Origin of the sequence: Actinomadura rubteroloni, from assembly GCF_002911665.1 — a bacterium.
Lineage (GTDB): Bacteria > Actinomycetota > Actinomycetes > Streptosporangiales > Streptosporangiaceae > Spirillospora > Spirillospora rubteroloni.
Window position 1 is genome coordinate 105582 of record NZ_MTBP01000005.1, and the last position, 18957, is coordinate 124538.

The 18957-nt window shown below is 75.5% G+C and carries 19 protein-coding genes and 1 riboswitch; of the genes, 13 read left to right on the forward strand and 6 right to left on the reverse strand.

Annotated features, from left to right (window positions below; all coding sequences use genetic code 11):
• Nucleotides 1-179: 179 nt before the first annotated feature.
• The 4 genes from BTM25_RS27140 to BTM25_RS27155 all read left to right on the forward strand — a co-directional run bounded on the left by BTM25_RS27140 (nucleotide 180) and on the right by BTM25_RS27155 (nucleotide 3070).
• Nucleotides 180-734, forward strand: coding sequence for an FHA domain-containing protein (locus BTM25_RS27140; protein ID WP_103566164.1), 555 nt, complete (start codon nucleotides 180-182; stop codon nucleotides 732-734).
• Nucleotides 735-763: 29 nt separating this feature from the next.
• Nucleotides 764-1498 carry a transcriptional regulator FtsR gene (ftsR, locus tag BTM25_RS27145; protein WP_103566167.1) on the forward strand — a complete coding sequence of 245 codons (735 nt, stop codon included), beginning with the start codon at nucleotides 764-766 and terminating at the stop codon, nucleotides 1496-1498.
• Nucleotides 1499-1636: 138 nt separating this feature from the next.
• The gene (locus tag BTM25_RS27150) at nucleotides 1637-2107 is read left to right on the forward strand and encodes a bifunctional nuclease family protein (protein WP_103566169.1); all 471 of its coding nucleotides are present in this window, start codon (nucleotides 1637-1639) and stop codon (nucleotides 2105-2107) included.
• A gap of 366 nt (nucleotides 2108-2473) precedes the next feature.
• On the forward strand, nucleotides 2474-3070 hold the full coding sequence (locus BTM25_RS27155) for a MerR family transcriptional regulator (RefSeq protein WP_103566171.1): 597 nt from the start codon (nucleotides 2474-2476) through the stop codon (nucleotides 3068-3070).
• Nucleotides 3071-3077: 7 nt separating this feature from the next.
• Here BTM25_RS27155 and BTM25_RS27160 read toward each other — a convergent pair whose 3' ends face one another.
• Nucleotides 3078-5528 (reverse strand): lysylphosphatidylglycerol synthase transmembrane domain-containing protein, encoded by a 2451-nt coding sequence (locus tag BTM25_RS27160; protein ID WP_235828722.1) that lies wholly within the window; start codon nucleotides 5526-5528, stop codon nucleotides 3078-3080.
• 138 nt (nucleotides 5529-5666) lie between these two features.
• Nucleotides 5667-5763: riboswitch (glycine riboswitch) on the forward strand.
• A 159-nt stretch (nucleotides 5764-5922) separates the two neighbouring features.
• Between BTM25_RS27160 and gcvP the strand changes: the two genes are divergently transcribed.
• Together gcvP and BTM25_RS27170 are read left to right on the forward strand one after the other, a co-directional pair.
• Nucleotides 5923-8790, forward strand: a complete 2868-nt coding sequence (gene gcvP, locus BTM25_RS27165) for an aminomethyl-transferring glycine dehydrogenase (protein WP_103566176.1) — start codon at nucleotides 5923-5925, stop codon at nucleotides 8788-8790.
• 123 nt (nucleotides 8791-8913) lie between these two features.
• Nucleotides 8914-10041 (forward strand): tetratricopeptide repeat protein, encoded by a 1128-nt coding sequence (locus BTM25_RS27170; protein ID WP_103566177.1) that lies wholly within the window; start codon nucleotides 8914-8916, stop codon nucleotides 10039-10041.
• Nucleotides 10042-10169: 128 nt separating this feature from the next.
• Here the strand turns inward: BTM25_RS27170 and BTM25_RS27175 are convergent, their stop codons facing one another.
• Both BTM25_RS27175 and BTM25_RS27180 read right to left on the reverse strand, forming a co-directional pair.
• Nucleotides 10170-10970, reverse strand: coding sequence for an SDR family NAD(P)-dependent oxidoreductase (locus BTM25_RS27175; RefSeq protein ID WP_205648299.1), 801 nt, complete (start codon nucleotides 10968-10970; stop codon nucleotides 10170-10172).
• A 61-nt stretch (nucleotides 10971-11031) separates the two neighbouring features.
• A complete protein-coding gene (locus tag BTM25_RS27180; RefSeq protein WP_103566182.1) occupies nucleotides 11032-11658 on the reverse strand; it encodes a TetR/AcrR family transcriptional regulator in 627 nt (208 codons plus the stop codon).
• Nucleotides 11659-11750: 92 nt separating this feature from the next.
• Here BTM25_RS27180 and BTM25_RS27185 point away from each other — a divergent pair, with 92 nt between their 5' ends.
• Complete coding sequence (locus tag BTM25_RS27185) at nucleotides 11751-12251, forward strand: SRPBCC family protein (RefSeq protein ID WP_103566185.1); 501 nt, start codon at nucleotides 11751-11753, stop codon at nucleotides 12249-12251.
• A gap of 89 nt (nucleotides 12252-12340) precedes the next feature.
• On the opposite strand, the gene BTM25_RS27190 is transcribed toward BTM25_RS27185, so the two are convergent.
• The gene (locus BTM25_RS27190; protein ID WP_103566188.1) at nucleotides 12341-12766 is read right to left on the reverse strand and encodes a PPOX class F420-dependent oxidoreductase; all 426 of its coding nucleotides are present in this window, start codon (nucleotides 12764-12766) and stop codon (nucleotides 12341-12343) included.
• Between the two features lie 56 nt (nucleotides 12767-12822).
• Here BTM25_RS27190 and BTM25_RS27195 point away from each other — a divergent pair, with 56 nt between their 5' ends.
• Nucleotides 12823-13431, forward strand: a complete 609-nt coding sequence (locus BTM25_RS27195; protein WP_103566190.1) for an alpha/beta hydrolase family protein — start codon at nucleotides 12823-12825, stop codon at nucleotides 13429-13431.
• Between the two features lie 54 nt (nucleotides 13432-13485).
• Here the strand turns inward: BTM25_RS27195 and BTM25_RS27200 are convergent, their stop codons facing one another.
• Nucleotides 13486-13689 (reverse strand): DUF5999 family protein, encoded by a 204-nt coding sequence (locus BTM25_RS27200; RefSeq protein WP_103566192.1) that lies wholly within the window; start codon nucleotides 13687-13689, stop codon nucleotides 13486-13488.
• Between the two features lie 422 nt (nucleotides 13690-14111).
• Between BTM25_RS27200 and BTM25_RS27205 the strand changes: the two genes are divergently transcribed.
• Genes BTM25_RS27205 through BTM25_RS27215 form a run of 3 tightly spaced genes read left to right on the forward strand, consistent with a single transcriptional unit; the run spans nucleotide 14112 to nucleotide 16674 of the window.
• Nucleotides 14112-14828, forward strand: a complete 717-nt coding sequence (locus tag BTM25_RS27205) for a (Fe-S)-binding protein (RefSeq protein WP_103566194.1) — start codon at nucleotides 14112-14114, stop codon at nucleotides 14826-14828.
• Nucleotides 14825-16072: an LUD domain-containing protein gene (locus BTM25_RS27210; protein ID WP_103566197.1), complete on the forward strand. Its 1248-nt coding sequence runs from the start codon at nucleotides 14825-14827 to the stop codon at nucleotides 16070-16072. Before BTM25_RS27205 ends, BTM25_RS27210 begins: the two co-directional genes overlap by 4 nt.
• Nucleotides 16069-16674 (forward strand): LUD domain-containing protein, encoded by a 606-nt coding sequence (locus BTM25_RS27215; RefSeq protein ID WP_235828723.1) that lies wholly within the window; start codon nucleotides 16069-16071, stop codon nucleotides 16672-16674. The genes BTM25_RS27210 and BTM25_RS27215 overlap by 4 nt, the downstream gene beginning before the upstream one ends.
• Nucleotides 16675-16919: 245 nt before the next feature.
• Here the strand turns inward: BTM25_RS27215 and BTM25_RS27220 are convergent, their stop codons facing one another.
• Nucleotides 16920-17489 carry a TetR/AcrR family transcriptional regulator gene (locus tag BTM25_RS27220; protein WP_103566198.1) on the reverse strand — a complete coding sequence of 190 codons (570 nt, stop codon included), beginning with the start codon at nucleotides 17487-17489 and terminating at the stop codon, nucleotides 16920-16922.
• Between the two features lie 140 nt (nucleotides 17490-17629).
• On the opposite strand from BTM25_RS27220, the gene BTM25_RS27225 reads away from it, so the two are divergent.
• Nucleotides 17630-18046, forward strand: a complete 417-nt coding sequence (locus BTM25_RS27225) for a plectin (protein ID WP_103566201.1) — start codon at nucleotides 17630-17632, stop codon at nucleotides 18044-18046.
• Between the two features lie 200 nt (nucleotides 18047-18246).
• The gene (locus BTM25_RS27230) at nucleotides 18247-18933 is read left to right on the forward strand and encodes a maleylpyruvate isomerase N-terminal domain-containing protein (RefSeq protein ID WP_103566203.1); all 687 of its coding nucleotides are present in this window, start codon (nucleotides 18247-18249) and stop codon (nucleotides 18931-18933) included.
• Nucleotides 18934-18957: the final 24 nt, after the last annotated feature.

Here is an 18957-nt window from a genome sequence, read left to right on the forward strand (position 1 = left end):
GGTTGACCCCTCGGGCACTACCCGCGTAAGTTGCGGCAACCGTCGAGTGAACGGGCGGGGAGCCGGACCGTGATCGGGGGCGGGTCCCCGGCGTGGGTTGGTAGAACGATGCGCGCGGCGCGGGCGGTCCCCTCGGGGGCGGTGCGCGGCGCGCCGATGGTAGGAGGCCGAGCCGATCTATGCCGAGCGTCTACTGCACGCAGTGCGGTCACGCCAACCCGGATGATGCCCGTTTCTGCTCGAATTGCGGCACTCCGCTGGCCCGTGCCGGACAGCCTCCGCTGCCGCCCCCGCCTCCGCCGCGCGAGTCGCCCGGCGAGTCGACCTCGACCATCTCGATCGGCGGCTTCGAGGCCCTGGAGGCCGCCACCGAGCAGGCCGAGGCCGAACCGGCCGGGGCCGACCAGTTCGCCGTCGAGGCGCTCCCGCCGGGCACCGCGCTGCTCGTCGTGAAGCGCGGCCCGAACGCGGGCAGCCGCTTCCTGCTCGACAAGGACCGCACCTCCGCCGGGCGCCACCCCGGCAGCGACATCTTCCTCGACGACGTCACCGTCTCCCGGCGGCACGCCGAGTTCACCCGCCAGGGCGGCTCGTTCGCCGTCCGCGACGTGGGCAGCCTGAACGGCACCTACGTGAACCGGCAGCGCATCGACCAGGCCGGGCTGGCGGGCGGCGACGAGGTGCAGATCGGCAAGTTCCGGCTGGTCTTCCTGAGCAACGCCCAGCACGGCTGACGGCGGGCGGCGCCGATGAGGGGAGGTCCATGAGCGCGGAGGCGTCCAGGGCGCCGATGACGATCGGCGACGTCCTCGGACTGCTGCGGCCCGACTTCCCCGACATCACGGTCTCCAAGATCAGGTTCCTGGAGGCCGAGGGGCTCATCGAGCCGCGCCGCAGCCCGTCGGGGTACCGCAAGTTCGGCCCCGGCGACGTGGACCGGCTGCGGTTCATCCTCACCGCCCAGCGCGACCAGTACCTGCCGCTGCGGGTCATCCGCGAGCGGCTGCGGGCGCGCGACCGGGGCGAGGCCGTCCCGGCCCCGGCGCCGCCGGGCGACCGGCGCCGGCCCCGGACGCTGGTGGCCGCCCCGGTGCCCGACCCGGCGCCCGCGCCCGAACCGCCCGTCCGGCTGTCGCGCCGCCAGCTCCTGGACGGCGCGGGCATCCCCGCCGACCTGCTCGACGCGATGGAGGAGTACGGGCTCGTCCGCCGCGCCGGCGGGGCGGGCGCTCCCTTCGACGCCGAGGCGCTGACCGTCGCGCGCGCCGTCGCGGCCCTGTGCGAGCACGGCCTGGAGGTGCGGCACCTGCGGGCGCTCAAGGCCGCCGCCGACCGGCAGGTCGGGCTGATCGAGCAGGCCGTCGGGCCGATGCTGCGCCGCCGCCATCCCGGCGCGCACGAGGAGGCCGCCGAGGCCGCGCGGTCCCTCGCCGACCTCGCCGTCCGGCTCCACACCGCGCTGGTGTGGGCGGGCCTCCGCGAGACGCTGGAACCCTGACGCCCGTCCCCTTCGCCCGATTCGCCCGCGCCGAGGAGTAGGCATCTCGGACACGGGGTGTACGTTGGCATGAGGGACCGGTCACGGCCGGTCCGCCGCAGGGTCGTCCGGATGCCGTCGAGTCCGCAGGGAGCCGCCGTGAAGCAGATGGAGGTCGTCGGCGTGCGGGTCGAGATGCCCTCCAATCAGCCGATCGTCCTGTTGAAGGAGACGGGCGGGGAACGCTACCTGCCGATCTGGATCGGCGCCGTCGAGGCCACCGCCATCGCCTTCGCCCAGCAGGGCGTGCTGCCCGCGCGCCCGCTCACCCACGACCTGTTCCGCGACGTCGTGGAGGCGCTCGGGGTCCAGCTCCGGACGGTGAACATCACCGCGCTGCGCGAGGGCGTCTTCTTCGCGGACCTGGTGTTCTCCAACGGCGTGGAGGTCAGCGCCCGCCCGTCGGACTCGATCGCGCTGGCGCTGCGCACCGGCGCGACGATCTTCGCCAGTGAGGACGTGCTGGAGGAGGTCGGCGTCGCGATCCCCGACGAGCAGGAGGACGAGGTCGAGAAGTTCCGCGAGTTCCTCGACACGATCTCGCCGGAGGATTTCGGCCGCGCCGGTTGAGGACGCGGGCCGCTCGTCATGAGAGAGTCGTCCCGAGGACGTCCGGACGTCTTGCGGAGGACGGTTTTCTTACGGCTCCGGTGAGCGGGGCGTCGGCGGAGGGTCAACGATGATCTTCGCCTGGGTGGTTCGGGCGGGTACGCCGGGCTTTCCGGGGGTCGTCCTCCTGGGAAACGGGTAGGGATTCGATGCGGCCGTAGGTGCGCCGGTTTGCCCACGCGGAGGCGGTTCATCCGGGCATGCGACGCGCCGACGGCGAACGTTGACCACACTCTGACCGGCACCTACCGTGCTGGTGGAACACCCGTGGCATCCGTTGAACCCCCTTGACGGAGCGTCGCGGGCTGATAGAAGCCGGAGGTCCGCGTGGCGGTGAGCAGCGGCGAGGGCAAGGCGACCCCCGACAGGCGCAGGGCGTCCGAGCACGCCGGTGAGCAGGGTCTGCTCTTCGACGCGCAGGTGTCGGCACCGCCCGGCGACGTCGGCTACCGCGGCCCCACGGCGTGCGCGGCGGCGGGCATCACCTACCGGCAGCTCGACTACTGGGCGCGCACGGGGCTGGTGACGCCGGGCGTCCGGTCCGCGCACGGCTCGGGCAGCCAGCGGCTGTACGGGTTCCGGGACGTGCTGGTGCTGAAGGTCGTCAAGCGGCTGCTGGACACGGGCGTGTCCCTCCAGCAGATCCGGACGGCGGTCACCCATCTGCGCGACCGCGGCGTCAACGACCTGGCGCAGATCACGCTCATGAGCGACGGCGTCAGCGTGTACGAGTGCACCTCGGCCGACGAGGTCGTGGACCTGCTCCAGGGCGGGCAGGGCGTGTTCGGGATCGCGCTCGGCCGGGTCTGGCAGGAGGTCGAGGGCAGCCTCGCCGAACTGCCCGCCGAGCAGGCCGCCGTCGAGGACGGCGGGCAGCCGCAGGACGAGCTGGCGCACCGCCGCCGCGCCCGCAAGACCGGCTGAGCGTCGCTCAGATCGCCTCCTTGCGCTGGAGGTAGGCGAACGCGGCCCAGCCGGGCAGCACCGGCAGCCACAGGGTCAGCAGCCGGAACAGCAGTACCCCCGACGTCGCGGTCTCCGCGCTCAGCCCGGAGATCGTCAGCGCCAGTGTCAGCGCCCCCTCGACCGCCCCGAGGCCGCCCGGCGTGGGCGCGGCGTTGCCGAGGGCGTTGGCGGTCAGGTACACCACGACCATCGTCGTCCACGGCAGCGCGCCGCCGAACGCGCGGACCGAGGCGTCCAGGCAGGTGACGAACGTGACGGTCATGAGCAGCGTCCCGCCGAGGCCGGTGCTGAGCTTGCGGGGGGACTGAAGGACGTCCACCAGCCGCGGCACGACGCCGGAGAACATGGCCCGCAGCCGCGCGGTGACGAGCCGCCGCACACGCGGGATCGTTAGCGCCGCCGCCGCGACCGCCGCGACCGCGAGCAGCACGACGACGATCAGCCGGGACGGCGCGAGGTCGCGCGTGGCGTTGCCCGCCGACCCGGTGACGAACCCGAACACCACCAGCAGCAGGACGTGGCTGAACACGGCCGTGAGCTGCGACGCGCCGACGCTCGTCACGGCCGCGCCCGGCCGCACCCCGGAACGTTGCAGGTAGCGGGTGTTGACCGCCACGGCGCTCACCGCCGACGGCGCCACGAGCTTGACGAACGACGCCGCGACCTGGACGATCACCGTCCGCCCGAGCGGCAGCCGCTCGGGCACGAACCCGAGCAGCAGCAGCGCCGACGCCAGGTACGTCCCGGCCGACGCGGCGAGCCCGACGAGCACCCACCCCCACTGCGCGGTGGACACCAGGTGCATCAGGTTGATGCTGCTGACCTGCGGGATGACGATGTAGGCGGCGATGCTCGCGGCGACGATCGTCACGATCGTCCGGGGCCGGAAGCGCTCCAGCCGGACCGGCGGCGCCTCGTTCTCGGGCTCCAGCCGCAGGATCTGCTCGCGGATCCGGGCGAGGACGTCGCGCTCGCGGCGCAGGGCGGCCCGGGTGCCGCGCGACAGCGCCACGCCCTGCAGCAGCGGGACGGCGGCGGCGAGCGGGGCCTCCCCGAGCACGGCGGCGGCGGTCGCGACGGCGCGCTCGGGCCCGGCGCGCAGCGCGAGCGTGGCGAGGAGCTGGGCGAGGTCGAGGCGGAGCGCGAGGTCCCCGGCGGCGGTCTCGCCGACGTCCAGATGGCGGAGCCAGACGCGGCCGGCCTCGTCGACGAGCAGCGCGTCGTCCTCCAGCCGCCGGTGCGCGAGCCGCGCGGCCTGGAGCTTGGCGAACTGGCGCCAGGCGTCGTCCAGGAGCGCGTCGGTGACGTCCTCGCCGGGCAGCTCGCGCAGGCTGCGGGCCGGGACGTGCTCGTAGGCCAGCAGCGCCGCCTCGGTGCCGACCTCGCACGCGCCGAGGAGCCGCTGCGTCCGGGCGCCGGACGCGTGCACCGCGTACGCCATCAGCGACTCCTGCTCCAGCGACCGGCGCAGAGACCGCACGGCGCGGCGCGGAACCGTGTCGCGGAACCGGACGAGCCGCCACACGCGGCGCAGCAGGCCCGCGCTCTGGGTGTCGCGGTCCAGGACGTGGACGTCCAGGCGCCAGCCCTCGTCGTCGGCGAGCGCGACGCCGTAGCGGCGCGGGTCCTCGTCGTCGGCCGAGATCCGGCGGGCGCGGACGGGCCGCAGCCCGATCCGGGCGAGCGCCGCGACGACCGTGGCGCCGGACGGCCGGGGGTTCGGCGCGCCGACGGCGTAGAGCGTGCCGTAACCGATCGCGCGGCCGAGGAAGTAGGTCGCGGCCAGCGCCGCCACCGACGCGTAGGACGCGGTGAGCCCGGTGAGCGCGGCCAGCCCGATCATCGACCACGTCGCGATCTGCCAGCGTCCCCGGCCCGCCATCCCGACCGCGCTGACGAACGCGATCACCGGCGCGATGTCGGTGTGGACGGGCTGGGACCCGGCGCCGCCCCAGATCAGCGAGTCCAGCACCCCGCCGGGCGCGGCGGGCGCGACGAAGTCGTCCAGCACGATCGTCAGCCCGAGCGTGATCACGGCGGCGAGCAGGGCGATGGCGACGCGGACGCCGTCGCGGCGCAGCACCCGCTCCACCGCGAACGCGACCGGGACGGCCAGCACGCCGAAGCTGGAGCACAGCGTCGCCAGGGTCAGCAGCAGGCGCGGCGCGTGCGCGGTCCCGGCGGCGATGTCGGTCTCGATGCCGTGCGCGGTCTGCTGCGCGATCGACACGAGCAGCATGACCCCGGCGAGGCCGATCAGCGACGCGGCGAAGCGGATGGCGTCGGCGGGACGCCGGATGCGCTCGGGGAGTTTCGGCTCGTCCACCCGCGGCGCGGGCGCAGGAGCGGCGGGGCCGGGGACGGTTTCGGGCGCCGTCGGGTTCGACGGCCGGTCCGGCCGGCGCACACGCTCCACCCAGCACCCCTCGTCTCCGTCGGCCGTGAGCTGTGGTTATCGTACTGGCCGGGCTCCGCGCCGGTCGCCGCAGCGCCCCGGCGGGCCGGGGTGCGGGACGCGCCCGGCCGTTGGATAGAGTCGATCACGGACAGCCGTCGACCCCGCGCGGGAGAGATCCCGGGCCGCCAGCGCCGGGACGCCGAAGGGGCAACCCTCCCCGGAACCTCTCAGGCAAAAGGACCGCGCGGACGAGGCGCCTCTGGAAAGCGGGCTCCGCCGTGCGCGGGCCACACCGAAGGGGAAACCCCGCTCGCGGGCGGGGGAAGCTCTCAGGTGCCATGACAGAGGGGGAGAAGGCAGGAGACCGGTGACGCGTCTCACCGACCGCTGCAGCCCCAGGAGGCTCTCCCACATGACGGCTCGACACCTTTCCCCGGTGGCCACGCCCCGCCGGCCCCGGACGGTCTTCGCCGACCGCCACATCGGCCCGGACGCGTCCGACCGCGACCGCATGCTCGCGGCCGTCGGGTACTCCACCGCCGAGGCGCTGGTCGACGCGGCCGTCCCCGCCGGGATCCGCACCGACCGCCCGCTGGACCTGCCGCCCGCGCTGAGCGAGCCGGCGGCGCTGGCGCGGCTGCGCGAGATCGCGTCCCGCAACACGGTGCTGGCCTCGATGATCGGGCTCGGCTACCACGGGACGATCACGCCGGGGGTGATCCTGCGCAACGTCCTGGAGAACCCCGGCTGGTACACCGCGTACACGCCCTACCAGCCGGAGATCTCGCAGGGCCGGCTGGAGGCGCTGCTGAACTTCCAGACGGCCGTGAGCGACCTCACCGGGCTGCCGGTCGCGAACGCCTCGATGCTGGACGAGGGCACCGCCGCCGCCGAGGCCATGACGCTGGCGCACCGCGCGACCCGCCGCAAGGAGCCCGGCGCGTTCCTGGTGGACGCCGACGCGCTGCCGCAGACGATCGAGGTCGTCCGGACGCGGGCGGTGCCGCTCGGCATCGACCTGGTCGTCGCGGACCTGTCCGGCGGGCTGCCCGACGGCGAGTTCTTCGGCGTGCTGCTGCAGTACCCGGGGGCGTCGGGGGCCGTCCGGGACCTGGCGCCGGTGATCGAGGCGGCGCACGAGCGCGGCGCACAGGCCGTCGTCGCCGCCGACCTGCTCGCGCTGACGCTGCTGCGGTCGCCGGGCGAGGCGGGCGCGGACATCGTGGTCGGCTCGGCGCAGCGGTTCGGCGTCCCGTACGGGTTCGGCGGGCCGCACGCGGGCTACCTGGCCGTCCGCGAGGGGCTGCAGCGGCAGTTGCCGGGCCGGCTGGTCGGGCTGTCGGTGGACGCCGACGGTTCGCCCGCCTACCGGCTCGCGCTCCAGACCCGCGAGCAGCACATCCGCCGGGAGAAGGCCACCAGCAACATCTGCACCGCCCAGGTCCTGCTGGCCGTCATGGCGAGCATGTACGCGGTCTACCACGGGCCGGACGGGCTCGCCGCGATCGCCCAGCGCGTCCACGGGCACGCCGCCGGGCTCGCGTCCGCCCTGCGGGACGGCGGGGTGGAGGTCGTCCACGGGGTGTTCTTCGACACCGTCCTCGCCCGGGTGCCCGGCCGCGCCGGCGCCGTGCTGGCCGCCGCCCGCGAGCGCGGCGTCAACCTGCGGCCGGTGGACGCCGACCACGTCGCCATCGCGTGCGACGAGCGGACGCTGCCCGAGCACGTCACCGCCGTCCTCGCCGCGTTCGGCGTGGCCGCGGACGTGCCCGCCGAGCCCGCCGAGGCGTTCCCGGACGTCCTGCGCCGCGAGAGCCCGTACCTGACGCACCCGGTCTTCCACGAGCACCGGTCCGAGACGGCGATGCTCCGGTACCTGCGCCGCCTCCAGGACCGGGACGTCGCGCTGGACCGCTCGATGATCCCGCTCGGCTCCTGCACGATGAAGCTGAACGCCACCGCCGAGATGGAGCCCGTCACCTGGCCCGAGTTCGCGGACCTGCACCCGTTCGCCCCGCTCGACCAGGCCGCCGGGTACCTGGAGCTGATCGGCGAGCTGGAGGCCGCGCTCGCCGAGATCACCGGGTACGCGAAGGTGTCGGTCCAGCCGAACGCCGGATCGCAGGGCGAGCTGGCGGGCCTGCTGGCGATCCGGGGCTACCACCGGTCGCGCGGCGAGGAGCACCGCGACGTCTGCCTGATCCCGTCCTCGGCGCACGGGACGAACGCGGCGAGCGCCGTCATGGCCGGGATGCGGGTCGTCGTCGTGGCCTGCGACGACGGCGGCAACATCGACGTGGACGACCTGCACGCCAAGCTCGCGAAGCACGGCGCGTCAGTGGCCGCGATCATGGTGACGTACCCGTCCACGCACGGCGTGTTCGAGGAGACGATCACCGACGTGTGCGCGGCCGTCCACGCGGCGGGCGGCCAGGTCTACGTGGACGGCGCGAACCTCAACGCGCTGGTCGGCCTCGCCCGTCCCGGCGAGTTCGGCTCCGACGTCTCCCACCTCAACCTGCACAAGACGTTCTGCATCCCGCACGGCGGCGGCGGGCCGGGCGTCGGCCCGGTCGGCGTCCGCGAGCACCTCGTCCCGTTCCTCCCGACGCACCCGCTGCGCCCGGAACTCCCCGGAACCGGGACGATCTCGGCGGCGCCGTGGGGTTCGGCGGGCATCCTGCCGATCTCCTGGGCCTACATCGCGATGATGGGCCCGGACGGCCTGCGCGCCGCCACCGAGGGCGCCGTCATCGCCGCCAACTACCTCGCCGCCCGCCTCGCCCCGCACTACCCGATCCTCTACACCGGACGCGGCGGCCTCGTCGCCCACGAGTGCATCGCCGACCTCCGCAAGATCACCAAGCGGACCGGGATCACCGCCGAGGACGTCGCCAAGCGCCTCATCGACTACGGCTTCCACGCCCCGACGCTCTCGTTCCCCGTCGCCGGCACCCTGATGATCGAGCCGACCGAGAGCGAGGACCTCGCCGAACTCGACCGGTTCGTGGACGCCATGGTCGCGATCCGCCGCGAGATCGACCGCGTCGAGTCCGGCGAGTGGGACCCCGAGGACAACCCGCTCCGCAACGCCCCCCACACCGCCGCGTCCCTGCTGGCCGACGACTGGAAGCACTCCTACACGCGCGAAGAGGCCGCCTACCCCCTCCCGTCGCTGCGCCAGGACAAGTACTGGCCGCCCGTCCGCCGCATCGACCAGGCCTACGGCGACCGCAACCTCGTCTGCTCCTGCCCGCCGCCGGAGGCGTTCGAGGACTGACCCGCGCGGGCGCGGCGGACCCGTCCGCCGCGCCCGTCCGGCCGCGCGTCGCGGGTGGGCCCGGGGGCCGGCGAACGCTAGGCTTCTGGGCGCCGACCCCGACCCCCAGAGGGCAGTAGACCGATGAGCGACACGCCGGATCCGGCGCAGTTGTGCGAGCGCGCCCGCGCGCTCGCCGAGAACGGCGACCCCGGCGGCGCCGCCCGGCTGTTCGAGCAGGTGCTCGACCTCGGCGACACCCCGCACCGGGCGCGTGCCGCGCTCGGCCTCGCGGTCGTCCTGGACGACGCCGGCGACGTCGCGGGGGCACGTGCCGCCGACCGCGCCGCCATCGCCACCGGCGACCCCGAGTACGGGCCGCGCGCCGCCTACCACCTCGCTCTCACGCACGAGCGCGCGGGCGAGCGCGACCAGGCCGCGCCCGCCTGGCGGACGGTCGTGGAGTTCGGCAACCCCGCCTACCTGCCGCCCGCCCGGCTCGCGCTGGCCCGCATCGCCGACGACGCCGGGGACTTCGCCGCCGCCCGCGAGCACTGGGAGGAGGCCGTCGCGACCGGCGACCCCGAGTACGGCACGCTCGCCGCGCACGACCTCGCGCAGCGGCTGCTGGAACGCGGCGAGCCGGCCCGCGCCCAGCGCGTCCTCACCGCGGGGCTGAAGCTCATCGAGCCCGGCGGTGCCCCGTACGCGTACGCCCGGCTCGCCGTCGCGCTCGGCATCGCCTGCCTGGACCAGGCGATCGGCGCGTTCGGCGCCGCCCTCGCCGACGGCCCCGCCGACCCCGAGGTCGCGCCGCTGGCCACCGAACTGCTCGCCCGGACGCTGCCGCTGCGCGGCCGGGGCGAGGAGGCGCGCGAGGCCTGGCGGCGCGGGCTCGCCGACCCGGCGGTGGCGGGCCAGGTCCGCGCCCGGCTGCGCCGCGACTTCGCCGCCGACGAGGAGGAGCCCGGCGACCCCGCCGCGCTGTGGTGGGAGCCGGTGCTGGAGGGCGCCGCCGCCGACGGGACGCTCCCCGCCGTCGCCGGGGAGGCGTTCGGGGCACTGGACCACATGTACGCGCTGCTGGCCGTCCGGAAGGCCGAGGACACCGACGCCCCGGCGGACCGGCGCGCCCTCGCCGAGGCCGTCCAGGTCCCCGGCGCGTACGCGTGGGGGCCGTTGCTGCACGAGAGCTTCGCCGAGCGGCTGCGCCTCGCGCTCGGCGCGCCCGCCGACGCCGACCGCGACCCGGCCGCCCCCGACCCCGCCTGACACCGGCCCCCCCGTCCGCCACGCGTGGACGAACCGGCGTGCGTTCGCCACGGCCGCCCCGCGATCCCGACGTACAGCCGGCCGGTTACGAGACGCGCCACGAGCGGCGACCACAGGCCCCGATCCCGCTAGGCCGGGTTCGGGCGCACGGCTCGTTCGGCGATGCGGAGGGTGGCGCGACGGGGGAGGAGCCGGGGGAGACGGGAGAGGAGCGCGTTGACGCGGCCGTCGACGGCGCTGGGACGGCCCCGGTCCAGGGCGGCGAAGGTCGTGGCGACGACCTGTTCGGGGCTGCGGCGCTTGCCCATGGACGCCTCCTCCGCGCCGACCACGTCGAAGAAGGGGGTGTCGGTCGAACCGGGGCAGATCGCGACGACCCGGACGCCTGTTCCGGCGGTCTCGGCCCAGAGCGCTTCGGTGAAGGAGAGCACGAACGCCTTGGTCGCCCCGTAGACGGCCATGTGCGCGATCGGCTGGAAGGCCGCCGTGCTGGCGACGTTGACCACCACCCCGGACCGGCCGGCGATCATCGCCGGGAGGAAGCGCGTGGTCAGGTCGACGACCGTCGTGCAGTTGAGGCTCACCTGCTCGGTGAGGCGTTCGGGGTCGGCGGTCGCGACGTCGCCGTGGGTGGCGAATCCGGCGTTGTTGATCAGGATGTCCACGGTCCGGCCGAGTTCGGACACGTGACCGGCGAGGATCTCGGCCGCGCCGGGCCGGGCCAGGTCCAGCGGCGCGACGTCGACGCGCACCCCGTGCGTAGTGCGCAGATCGTCGGCCAGCTCCTTGAGCTTGCTCTCCCTGCGGGCCACGAGGATCAGCGCGGCCCCGCGCGCCGCCAGCTCACGCGCGTAGGCGGCGCCGATTCCGGTGGAGGCGCCGGTGATCAGCGCCGTCCGGCCTTTGACGTCCATGACGGTTCCCTTCATTTAAACAGCTTGGACGGTATGTTTTCGTCCCGGACGTTCGCGCGCCGGGGTCCAGGAGTCCTCAGTCGCGGACGAGCGCGAGTTCCGTGAGTTCGAGCAGGACGCGCGCCCGTTCGGCGAACCGCTCGCCCGCCTGCTCGCCGGGATCCAGGACGTCGGTCAGCGACTTCAGCCCGTCGAAGGCCCCCACCAGCACGACGGCCAGGGCCTCGGGATCCGGGCCCGCCCGGAGTTCCCCGTTCGCCTGGCCGTCCCGGATCAGGCCGGCCACGAAGTCCACCCATCGCCGCATCGGCCGCCGGACCTGGTCCGCGGCCGCGGGATCGTCCGACAGCTCCCTGGTCAGGCGGGTGACGCTCCACGCTCCCGGATCGTCGCGGATCAGGTCGAGCATCGCGTGGACGAGCGCCCGCAGCCGCCCGGGCGCTCCGGACGCGGCCAGCACCCGTCCGCCGACCTTCTCCAGCCACCGCGCCTGCTGGTCCTCCAGCACGGCCAGCGCCAGCTCCCGCTTCGACGGGAAGTAGAAGTAGAAGGCGCCCTTGGTCAGCCCGGACGCCGCGATCAGCTCGTTCTGCGTGGTGGCGGTGTAGCCGCGTTCCGCGAACACCCGCGCCGCCGTCGCCAGCAGGAACGCGCGGGTGGCCTCGCCCTTGGGCGTCGCCGGGTTCTTCGTCGACTGGGTCACGCGCCCAGAATAAACCTCCTGGCCGGTATGTAAACCCTTGACATACCGGCCAGGAGGTTTTTTTCTTGAGACCTCACGCACAAGGAGCGGCCATGATGATCAGAAACCTCGCGAGCGTCCTCGACGACATCCCCCGGATGAGCCGCCACATCCGCATCCGGCGCCCGGTCCGCGCCACCCCCGACCGGCTGTTCGAGATCATCGCGACCGGTGAGAACCAGGCCGCGTGGGCCGAGGGCTACCGCCGGACGACTTGGCACACCCCCGTACCGCACGGCGTCGGGACCGTCCGGGACATCCACCTGCGCTGGATCTCGGTCCGCGAGCGCATGCTCGCCTGGGAGCCCGGCGCCCGCTTCGCCTTCAGCTCCGACGCGATGACCCTGCCGCTGACCCGCCGCCTCATCGAGGACATCCGGTTCCGCCCTTCCGGCGACGGCCACGCCGACCTCGACTGGCAGGTGCACTACACCCCGTCCGCGCCGTTCCGTCCGCTATCCGGAGCACTGGAACGCCGCATGTTCCGCCCGATGTTCGAGTCGTTCGCCAACGGCCTGGCCGCCTACGCCGAGGCGCACCCCCGCCTGACCTAGCGGGCCGGGTGCTGCGGGCGCCGGTCGTGTCGGAGCGCGCGACCAGTCCGGCGACCGCAACGGCTCACGAAGAGGCGGGCGGACGGGTGTCAGTCGGCCAGGTCCCGCTGCGCTATGACGTCCCGGACGCGGACGCGGATCAGCAGTTCGCCCGGGACGGCGTTGCGGCGGCCGAACTCCTCGCCGCGTTCGTCGCCCATGTAGCGGGCGCCGATGCGGATCGAGAGGGGCAGCATCGCGTCCACGTCCTCGGACAGTTCCGCCTCGCCGTGGATCGTCACGAAGGAGTAGGGCGGGGTGTCGTCCTCGACGCACAGGGACACGCGCGGCTCCCGGCGGAGGGCGCGGCCCTTGACCGTCCGGGCGCCGGTGTTGAAGACGAGGTCGTCGCCGTCCAGGACGAACCAGACGGGCGTGACGTGCGGCGTCCCGTCCTTGCGGGTGACGGCGACCTTCGCGGTGCGGGTGCCCTCGGCCACGAACTCGCGCCACTCGGGCTCGCTCATGTTCTCCATGCCCGGGAGTGTGCCCACGATGATCAACGTTGATGCGGCCCGCTACGGTGACGGGCATGGAGATCGAGACGGAGCGGGGGACGGCCGAGGCGACGCTGGACGGCCCCGCCGATCCGGCCTTCCTGCTGGTGCTCACGCACGGCTCGAACGGCGGCGTGGACGCGCCGGACCTGCTGGCCGTCCGGGACGCCGCGCTCGGCGCCGGGGGCGCGGTCGCGCGCGTGCTCCAGCCGTTCCGCCGGGCGGGACGCCGCGCGCCCGGGCCGGCGGACAAGCAGGACGCGGCGTGGCTGGAGGCCGTCGCCGCCGTCCGCGCGCTGTACCCGCCGGTGCCGCTGGTGCAGGGCGGACGCAGCAACGGCGCGCGCGTCGCGTGCCGGACGGCCCGGGCCGCCGGCGCCGCGGGGGTCGTCGCGCTGGCGTTCCCGCTGCGTCCGCCGGGGCGCCCGGAGCGGTCACGGGCCGAGGAGCTGCGGACGGCGGGGGTGGAGGTGCTGGTGGTGAACGGCGACCGCGACCCGTTCGGGGTCCCGGACGCGGCGGACGCCGCGGCGGTCGTCGTCCTGCCGGGGGAACGGCACGACCTGGCGCGGGACCCGGCGGCGGCCGGGGCGGCCGCGCTGCCGTGGCTGCGCCGATGGGCCGCACCGGCCCTTTCGGGCTAGTCACGCGGTTCGGGCGGGGGCCGGTACGGGCACGGCCCCGGCGCCCGGGCGAGATCAGGCCGCGGGGACGGCTCCGGTGCCGGTCGGCCGGCGCGGCGCGACCACGCCGCCGTCGGGCAGCAGCTCACCGGTGTCGTCGAAGATCACGACCCCGTTGCAGAGCAGGCTCCACCCCTGCTCGGGGTGGCGCGCCACGGTGCGCGCGGCGTCACGGTCGGACGCGGTGGACACGGGACAGGGCGGTTGGTGCGGGCACATCGGCGTGCCTCCGGATCTCGGTCTGAATGTGATGTCGGTCATTGGGACGCGTCCCAGTGTGGAACGGTTCACGGGCCACCGGCCATAGCCCGATGGGACGGTTGTCCGGTGGCCCCGGGCGCGGGCGCCCGCGCGGCCGCCCGTCGCGCACGCCCGCCGGACCGGTGGCGGCGCGACGGGGCACGCCGCGGGACGGACGCGCTGGTCACAGCGTCGCTCGCGAATAGCACGACCGCACCGTTCGACACGCCGCACGGGGCGAGAAGAGTCGCGACGGTCAGTAGAACGTATCCGTCCGGCGGCCCGCTCCGGCCACGGTCGAACGCCCGTTTCGGTCGGACCGCCCGGGACGGGACCCTACGATTGGCGGGCGTGGACCGTCGGCGTGGGCGCCGCACGGCCGGGACGAAGGTGAGGGCGCTATGCGCGTGGCGCTGTTCGTCGCGTGTTTCAACGACGCGCTGTTCCCCGCCACCGGCCGCGCCGTCGTGCGGCTGCTGGAGCGCCTGGGCCACGAGGTCGCCTTCCCGTCCGCGCAGACGTGCTGCGGGCAGATGCACTGGACGACCGGCTACCACGCCGAGGCCGCCGGGCTGGCGCGCGGGTTCGCGGCGGCGTTCGCGGGCCACGACGCGATCGTGACGCCGTCGGCGTCCTGCGCGGCGACCGTCCGGCGCGACCACGCGCGGATGCTGCGCGCGGCGGGCGAGCGGGACGTGCCGCCCGTGCCGCCCGTCCACGAGCTGACCGAGTTCCTGGTGGACGTCCTCGGCGTCACCGACGTCGGCGCGTCCTTCCCGCACCGCGTCGCCTACCACCCGACCTGCCACTCCGCGCGGGCGCTCGGCGCGGGCGACCGGCCGCTGCGGCTGCTGCGCGCGGTCCGGGGGCTGGAGCTGGCCGAGATCCCGGCGGCCGAGGAGTGCTGCGGGTTCGGCGGGACGTTCGCGCTGAAGAACGCCGACGTGTCGGTCGCGCTCGCCGCCGACAAGGTCCGCCACATCCGGTCCGCCGCGCCCGACGTCGTCTGCGCCGTCGACAACTCCTGCCTCGCCCACATCGGCGGGGCGCTGTCGCGGGAGCGGTCGGGCGTGCGCGTCCTGCACCTCGCCGAGATCCTCGCCGGGGACGGCGCGTGACCCCCCGGCCGAAGTTCGCCGCGGCGGCCCGCCCGGCGCTCGCCGACACTGCGCTGCGTCGCGCGCTCGCCGACACGGCCGCCGACGCCCGGGCCCGGCGTGCCGCCGCCGTCGCCGAGCTGCCGGACTGGCCGGCACTGCGGGCGGCCGGCCGCGCCGTGAAGGACCGGACGCTGCTCAACCTCGACGCCTGCCTGGAACGGCTGGAACGCGCCGTCGCCGACGCGGGCGGGACCGTCCACTGGGCGGAGAACGCGGCGCAGGCCGCGCGGACCGTGGTCCGGCTCGCGGCGGGCGCCGGCGAGGTCGCCGCCCCCGCCGCGCCGGTCCTGGACGAGATCGGGCTCGACGGCGCGCTCGCCGCCGCCGGGATCGCCGTCCACCGCACCGGCGCGCACGCGGCCTTCCCGGCCGGGGCGCGCGTCGCGGTCACCGGAGTCGACTTCATGGTCGCCGAGACCGGCACGATGGTCGCGCTGGAGCGGGCGGGCGACGTGTGGCGGTGCCTGACCGTCCCGGACGCGCTGATCACGGTGGCCGGGCTGGAGCAGGTCGTCCCCGACCGGGCGGACCTGGAGGTCCTGCTGCAGTCGGTGTCGCGGTCGGCGGGGGAGCGGCTCGCGCCGGTCGTGTCGGCGTGGACGGGCGTCGTCGCGGGGGACGGGCCGGCCGCGTTCCATCTCGTCCTGCTCGACAACGGCCGCACCCGCGCGCTCGCCGACGAGGTCGGACGCGCCGCGCTGCGCTGCGTGGGCTGCGACGCCTGCCTGCACGTCTGCCCGGTGTACGAGCGGACGGGCCCCGAGCCCTACGGCGCGCCCCACGCGGGACCGATCGGCGCCATCCGCACCCCGCAACTGCGCGGCGTCGCCTCGGCGGCGAACGCGTCGCTGCCGTTCGCGTCCACGCTGTGCGGGGCGTGCGCGGACGTGTGCCCGGTCGAGATCGACATCCCCGAGGTCCTGGTGCGGCTGCGCGGGAAGGTCGTGGACGCGCGGCGCGGCCGTCCGGTGCCCACGCCCGAGCTGGCGATGATGCGCGCGGCGGCCTGGACGCTCGCCGACCCGCAGCGGTACGAGGCGGCGCTGCGCGGCGGGACGCGCTGGGCGCGGCTGCTGGCGCGCGGCGGCCGGATCCGCCGCCTGCCCGGACGCCTCGGCGTGTGGACCGACGCCCGCGACCTGCCCGCCCCGCCCGCGCGCAGCTTCCGCGTGTGGTGGCGCGACCGGGGGGAGCGGCCGTGACGTCCCGCGACCGCGTGCTCGCCCGGATCCGGGACGCGCTCGGCCCGGAGCGCGGCACCCCGGTGGCGGTGCCGCGCGACTACCGGCGCCACCTCGGCGCGGGCCGCGCGGACGTGCTCGCGCTGTTCCTGGAGCGGGTCGCCGGACACGGGACGCCGGTACGGCACGTCGGCGCGGACGAACTGGCGACCGCGCTGGCCGCCGCGCTCTGGGCCCGGGACGTGAAACGGATCAATGTTCCGTCCGGCCTGCCCGCCGGCTGGCTCGCCGAACTGGACGGCGTCGAGATCGTCCCCGACGCCCCGGACGCCGCCCCGGACGCGGTCGTCACCGGCTGCGCGGCGGCGGTCGCCGAGACCGGCACGATCGTCCTCGACGGCGGACGCGGCCAGGGCCGTCGCGCGCTGACCCTGCGGCCCGCCCTGCACCTGTGCGTCGTCCACGCCGACCAGATCGCCGGAACGGTGCCCGAGGCGGTCGCGCGCCTCCTCCCGTCCCGCCCGCAGACCTGGCTGACCGGCCCGGCCATCGCACCGGGCCCGTCCCGCACCCCGTCCCCGCACGGCCCGTCCGCCCTGGAAGTCCTGGTCGTCGAAGACTGACCCCCCGAGCGGCCAGAGCATCCCGGGCGGGCCGAGCACTCCGAGCGGGCCGAGCATCCCGGGCGGGCCGAGCATCCCGGGCGGGCCGAGCATCCCGCGTGGGCCGAGCATTCCGCGTGGGCCGAGCACCCCGCGTCGCCCGACCACCGCGACCACGGGCCGAGCGGGCCGAGCGGGCGGCGTGGTCTGGTGGATGGTGGGGTTGGGCCGGCGGGGGTCCGGCGTCTGGGGTGGGCGGTGCCGGGTCAGATGGCGTTGAGGACCAGGTTCAGGCCGGCGTCGAAGCGGTGGCGCCAGGCCGGGTCGGGGTCGCCCTCGCCGGCGCGGGGGGTGCCGCGCGCCTCCAGGGCCGCGTGCCCGATCACGTAGCCGAGCAGTGTGTGCGCGGCCACGAGGGCGTCCTGTTCGGGGACGCCGCCGCGCCGCAGGATCTCGCGGAGTGAGGCGGCCGTCTCGGTCAGCGCGGCCGGGTTGCGGCGCGTCACGACGAGCGGGAGGACGCCGGCGTGTTCCAGGAGGCGTTCGCGGTAGGCGGCGGCCCAGCGGCGCAGCGCGTCGCGCCAGGCCGCGGCGTCGGCGGGGGGCGGGGCGGGGGCCGCCGCGACGTGCGTGACGAGCGCGTCCAGGAGTTGTTCCTTGCCGCGGGGCAGATGGTGGTAGATCGCCATCGCCTCGACCTCCAGCGCGTCGCCGAGGCGGCGCATGGTGAGGCGGGCGAGGCCCTGGCCGTCCACGATCCGCAGCGCGGCGTCGATGATCCGGTCGATGGACAGCGGCGGACGGTGCTGGGCGTTGACGCTGGGCTGGCGGACCATGCGGCGCCTGCCTTTCCTGGCCGGGGTCGTCGTCTCCAGCGTAACCTTACTGCGTAAAGGGCGCGGCTTCGGTATCCGGCCGGGCGTGTCCGCGCGTACGCTGGCCCGAAGCGAAGATCGACCTGACAGGGAGCACCGCCATGCCGCTGGGCCGCCGGGTGAGCAAGGACGTCGCCGCGCCGTACGAGGCGGACCAGCGAGCGGCGGCCGGGTACCGGGCGCTGCTGGCCGCCGCGGGGGAGGCCGAGACGGCGTTGCGCGCCGCGCAGGCCGCCGACGCTCCCGAGCCCGAGGTCCGGACGCTCACGATCGGGTTCGACCAGGCCCTGACCGCCGCGCTCGACGCCGCCGAGGCCGCCGAGCGCGCCGCGATGGGGCCGCGCGCCTACAGCGTCCCCGAGCAGGACGCGTCCGCCCGCCGCGCCGCGCAGATCCAGCGGCGCAAGGCCAAGGCGCGCCCGGCGGTCAAGCCGTGGACCGAGGAGGCCGACCGGCTGCGCACCGCCCGCGAGGCGCTGCGCCTGGGCTACCGGACGGTCCCGGCCGTCGCCCGCTGAACGGGCCCGCTGAACGCGCCCGGGGGACCGTCCGGCGATTCGCCGGGCGGACACGGCGCGGACACGGCGCGGACGAGTGGAACCGGCCGCCGAACTCTGGGATTCTGCGGTCGCGGGAACGCCGGACGCCCGGACGGGCGCCGCGGCGCAGGTGCTCGGGCACGCCGAAGCGGCGCCCGACGCAGTGTTCGGGGGGACACGTGGAGCGCACGCCGCCGGACCGGGACCGCGTCCTCGCGTCCTACCGGGACGGGGTCGGCGCGGTCCGCGCGCAGGCCGCCCGGATCACCGACTGGCGGGCGCCGACGCCGTGCGCCGAGTGGCGGGCGGCCGACCTCGCCGGGCATCTGCGGTGCGTCGCCGAGAACCATCTGGAGTATTTGCAGGACGCGCCGGACAGCAGGCTCGCGAAGCTGTTCGCGGGCGAGACGGCGACCGCCGTCCTGATCCGGCGGCAGGCGCGGCAGAACGCGGCGGAGCTGGCGGTGCTGCCCGCCGAGTCCGGTCCGGAGCGGATCGCGGCGTTCACTGTGTCGGCGGGGGCGTACGCGGACCTGGTGTCCGACCAGTGGGACCGGACGAATCTGGTCTATCGTGGGACGAAGTACACCGTCGGGGACCATGTCGGCGCCGCGTGCGTCGAGTGGCACCTGCACGCGTGGGACCTCGCGCGGGCCGCGGGCGCCGACCACGAACCGGACGATCCGGAACTGCTGGCGGCGGCGTGGCACTGGGGGGTTCCGCATCTGCCGCTGGCGCCCGGCGCGGCGTGGCCGGCCGTGCTGCGGTCGTCGGGCCGGGTGCCGGACCGCTGGCCCGGCGGGTCCGGAGACGCCCGTTCCGTCCGGTCCTCACCGCCGCCCGCCGCCGAAGTGCGCAGGATGTAGCAGTCCGGGCACAGTTCGCGCCGA

Excerpts from the sequence above, each read along its gene's own strand:
- BTM25_RS27140 (WP_103566164.1), top strand. The coding sequence starts at position 180 with ATGCCGAGCGTCTACTGCACGCAGTGCGGTCACGCCAACCCGGATGAT.
- BTM25_RS27220 (WP_103566198.1), bottom strand. The coding sequence starts at position 17,489 with ATGGTCCGCCAGCCCAGCGTCAACGCCCAGCACCGTCCGCCGCTGTCC.
- BTM25_RS27200 (WP_103566192.1), bottom strand. The coding sequence starts at position 13,689 with ATGTGCCCGCACCAACCGCCCTGTCCCGTGTCCACCGCGTCCGACCGT.
- gcvP (WP_103566176.1), top strand. The coding sequence starts at position 5,923 with ATGACGGCTCGACACCTTTCCCCGGTGGCCACGCCCCGCCGGCCCCGG.
- BTM25_RS27225 (WP_103566201.1), top strand. The coding sequence starts at position 17,630 with ATGCCGCTGGGCCGCCGGGTGAGCAAGGACGTCGCCGCGCCGTACGAG.
- BTM25_RS27185 (WP_103566185.1), top strand. The coding sequence starts at position 11,751 with ATGATGATCAGAAACCTCGCGAGCGTCCTCGACGACATCCCCCGGATG.
- BTM25_RS27205 (WP_103566194.1), top strand. The coding sequence starts at position 14,112 with ATGCGCGTGGCGCTGTTCGTCGCGTGTTTCAACGACGCGCTGTTCCCC.
- BTM25_RS27195 (WP_103566190.1), top strand. The coding sequence starts at position 12,823 with ATGGAGATCGAGACGGAGCGGGGGACGGCCGAGGCGACGCTGGACGGC.
- BTM25_RS27190 (WP_103566188.1), bottom strand. The coding sequence starts at position 12,766 with ATGGAGAACATGAGCGAGCCCGAGTGGCGCGAGTTCGTGGCCGAGGGC.
- BTM25_RS27170 (WP_103566177.1), top strand. The coding sequence starts at position 8,914 with ATGAGCGACACGCCGGATCCGGCGCAGTTGTGCGAGCGCGCCCGCGCG.
- BTM25_RS27175 (WP_205648299.1), bottom strand. The coding sequence starts at position 10,970 with ATGAAGGGAACCGTCATGGACGTCAAAGGCCGGACGGCGCTGATCACC.
- ftsR (WP_103566167.1), top strand. The coding sequence starts at position 764 with ATGAGCGCGGAGGCGTCCAGGGCGCCGATGACGATCGGCGACGTCCTC.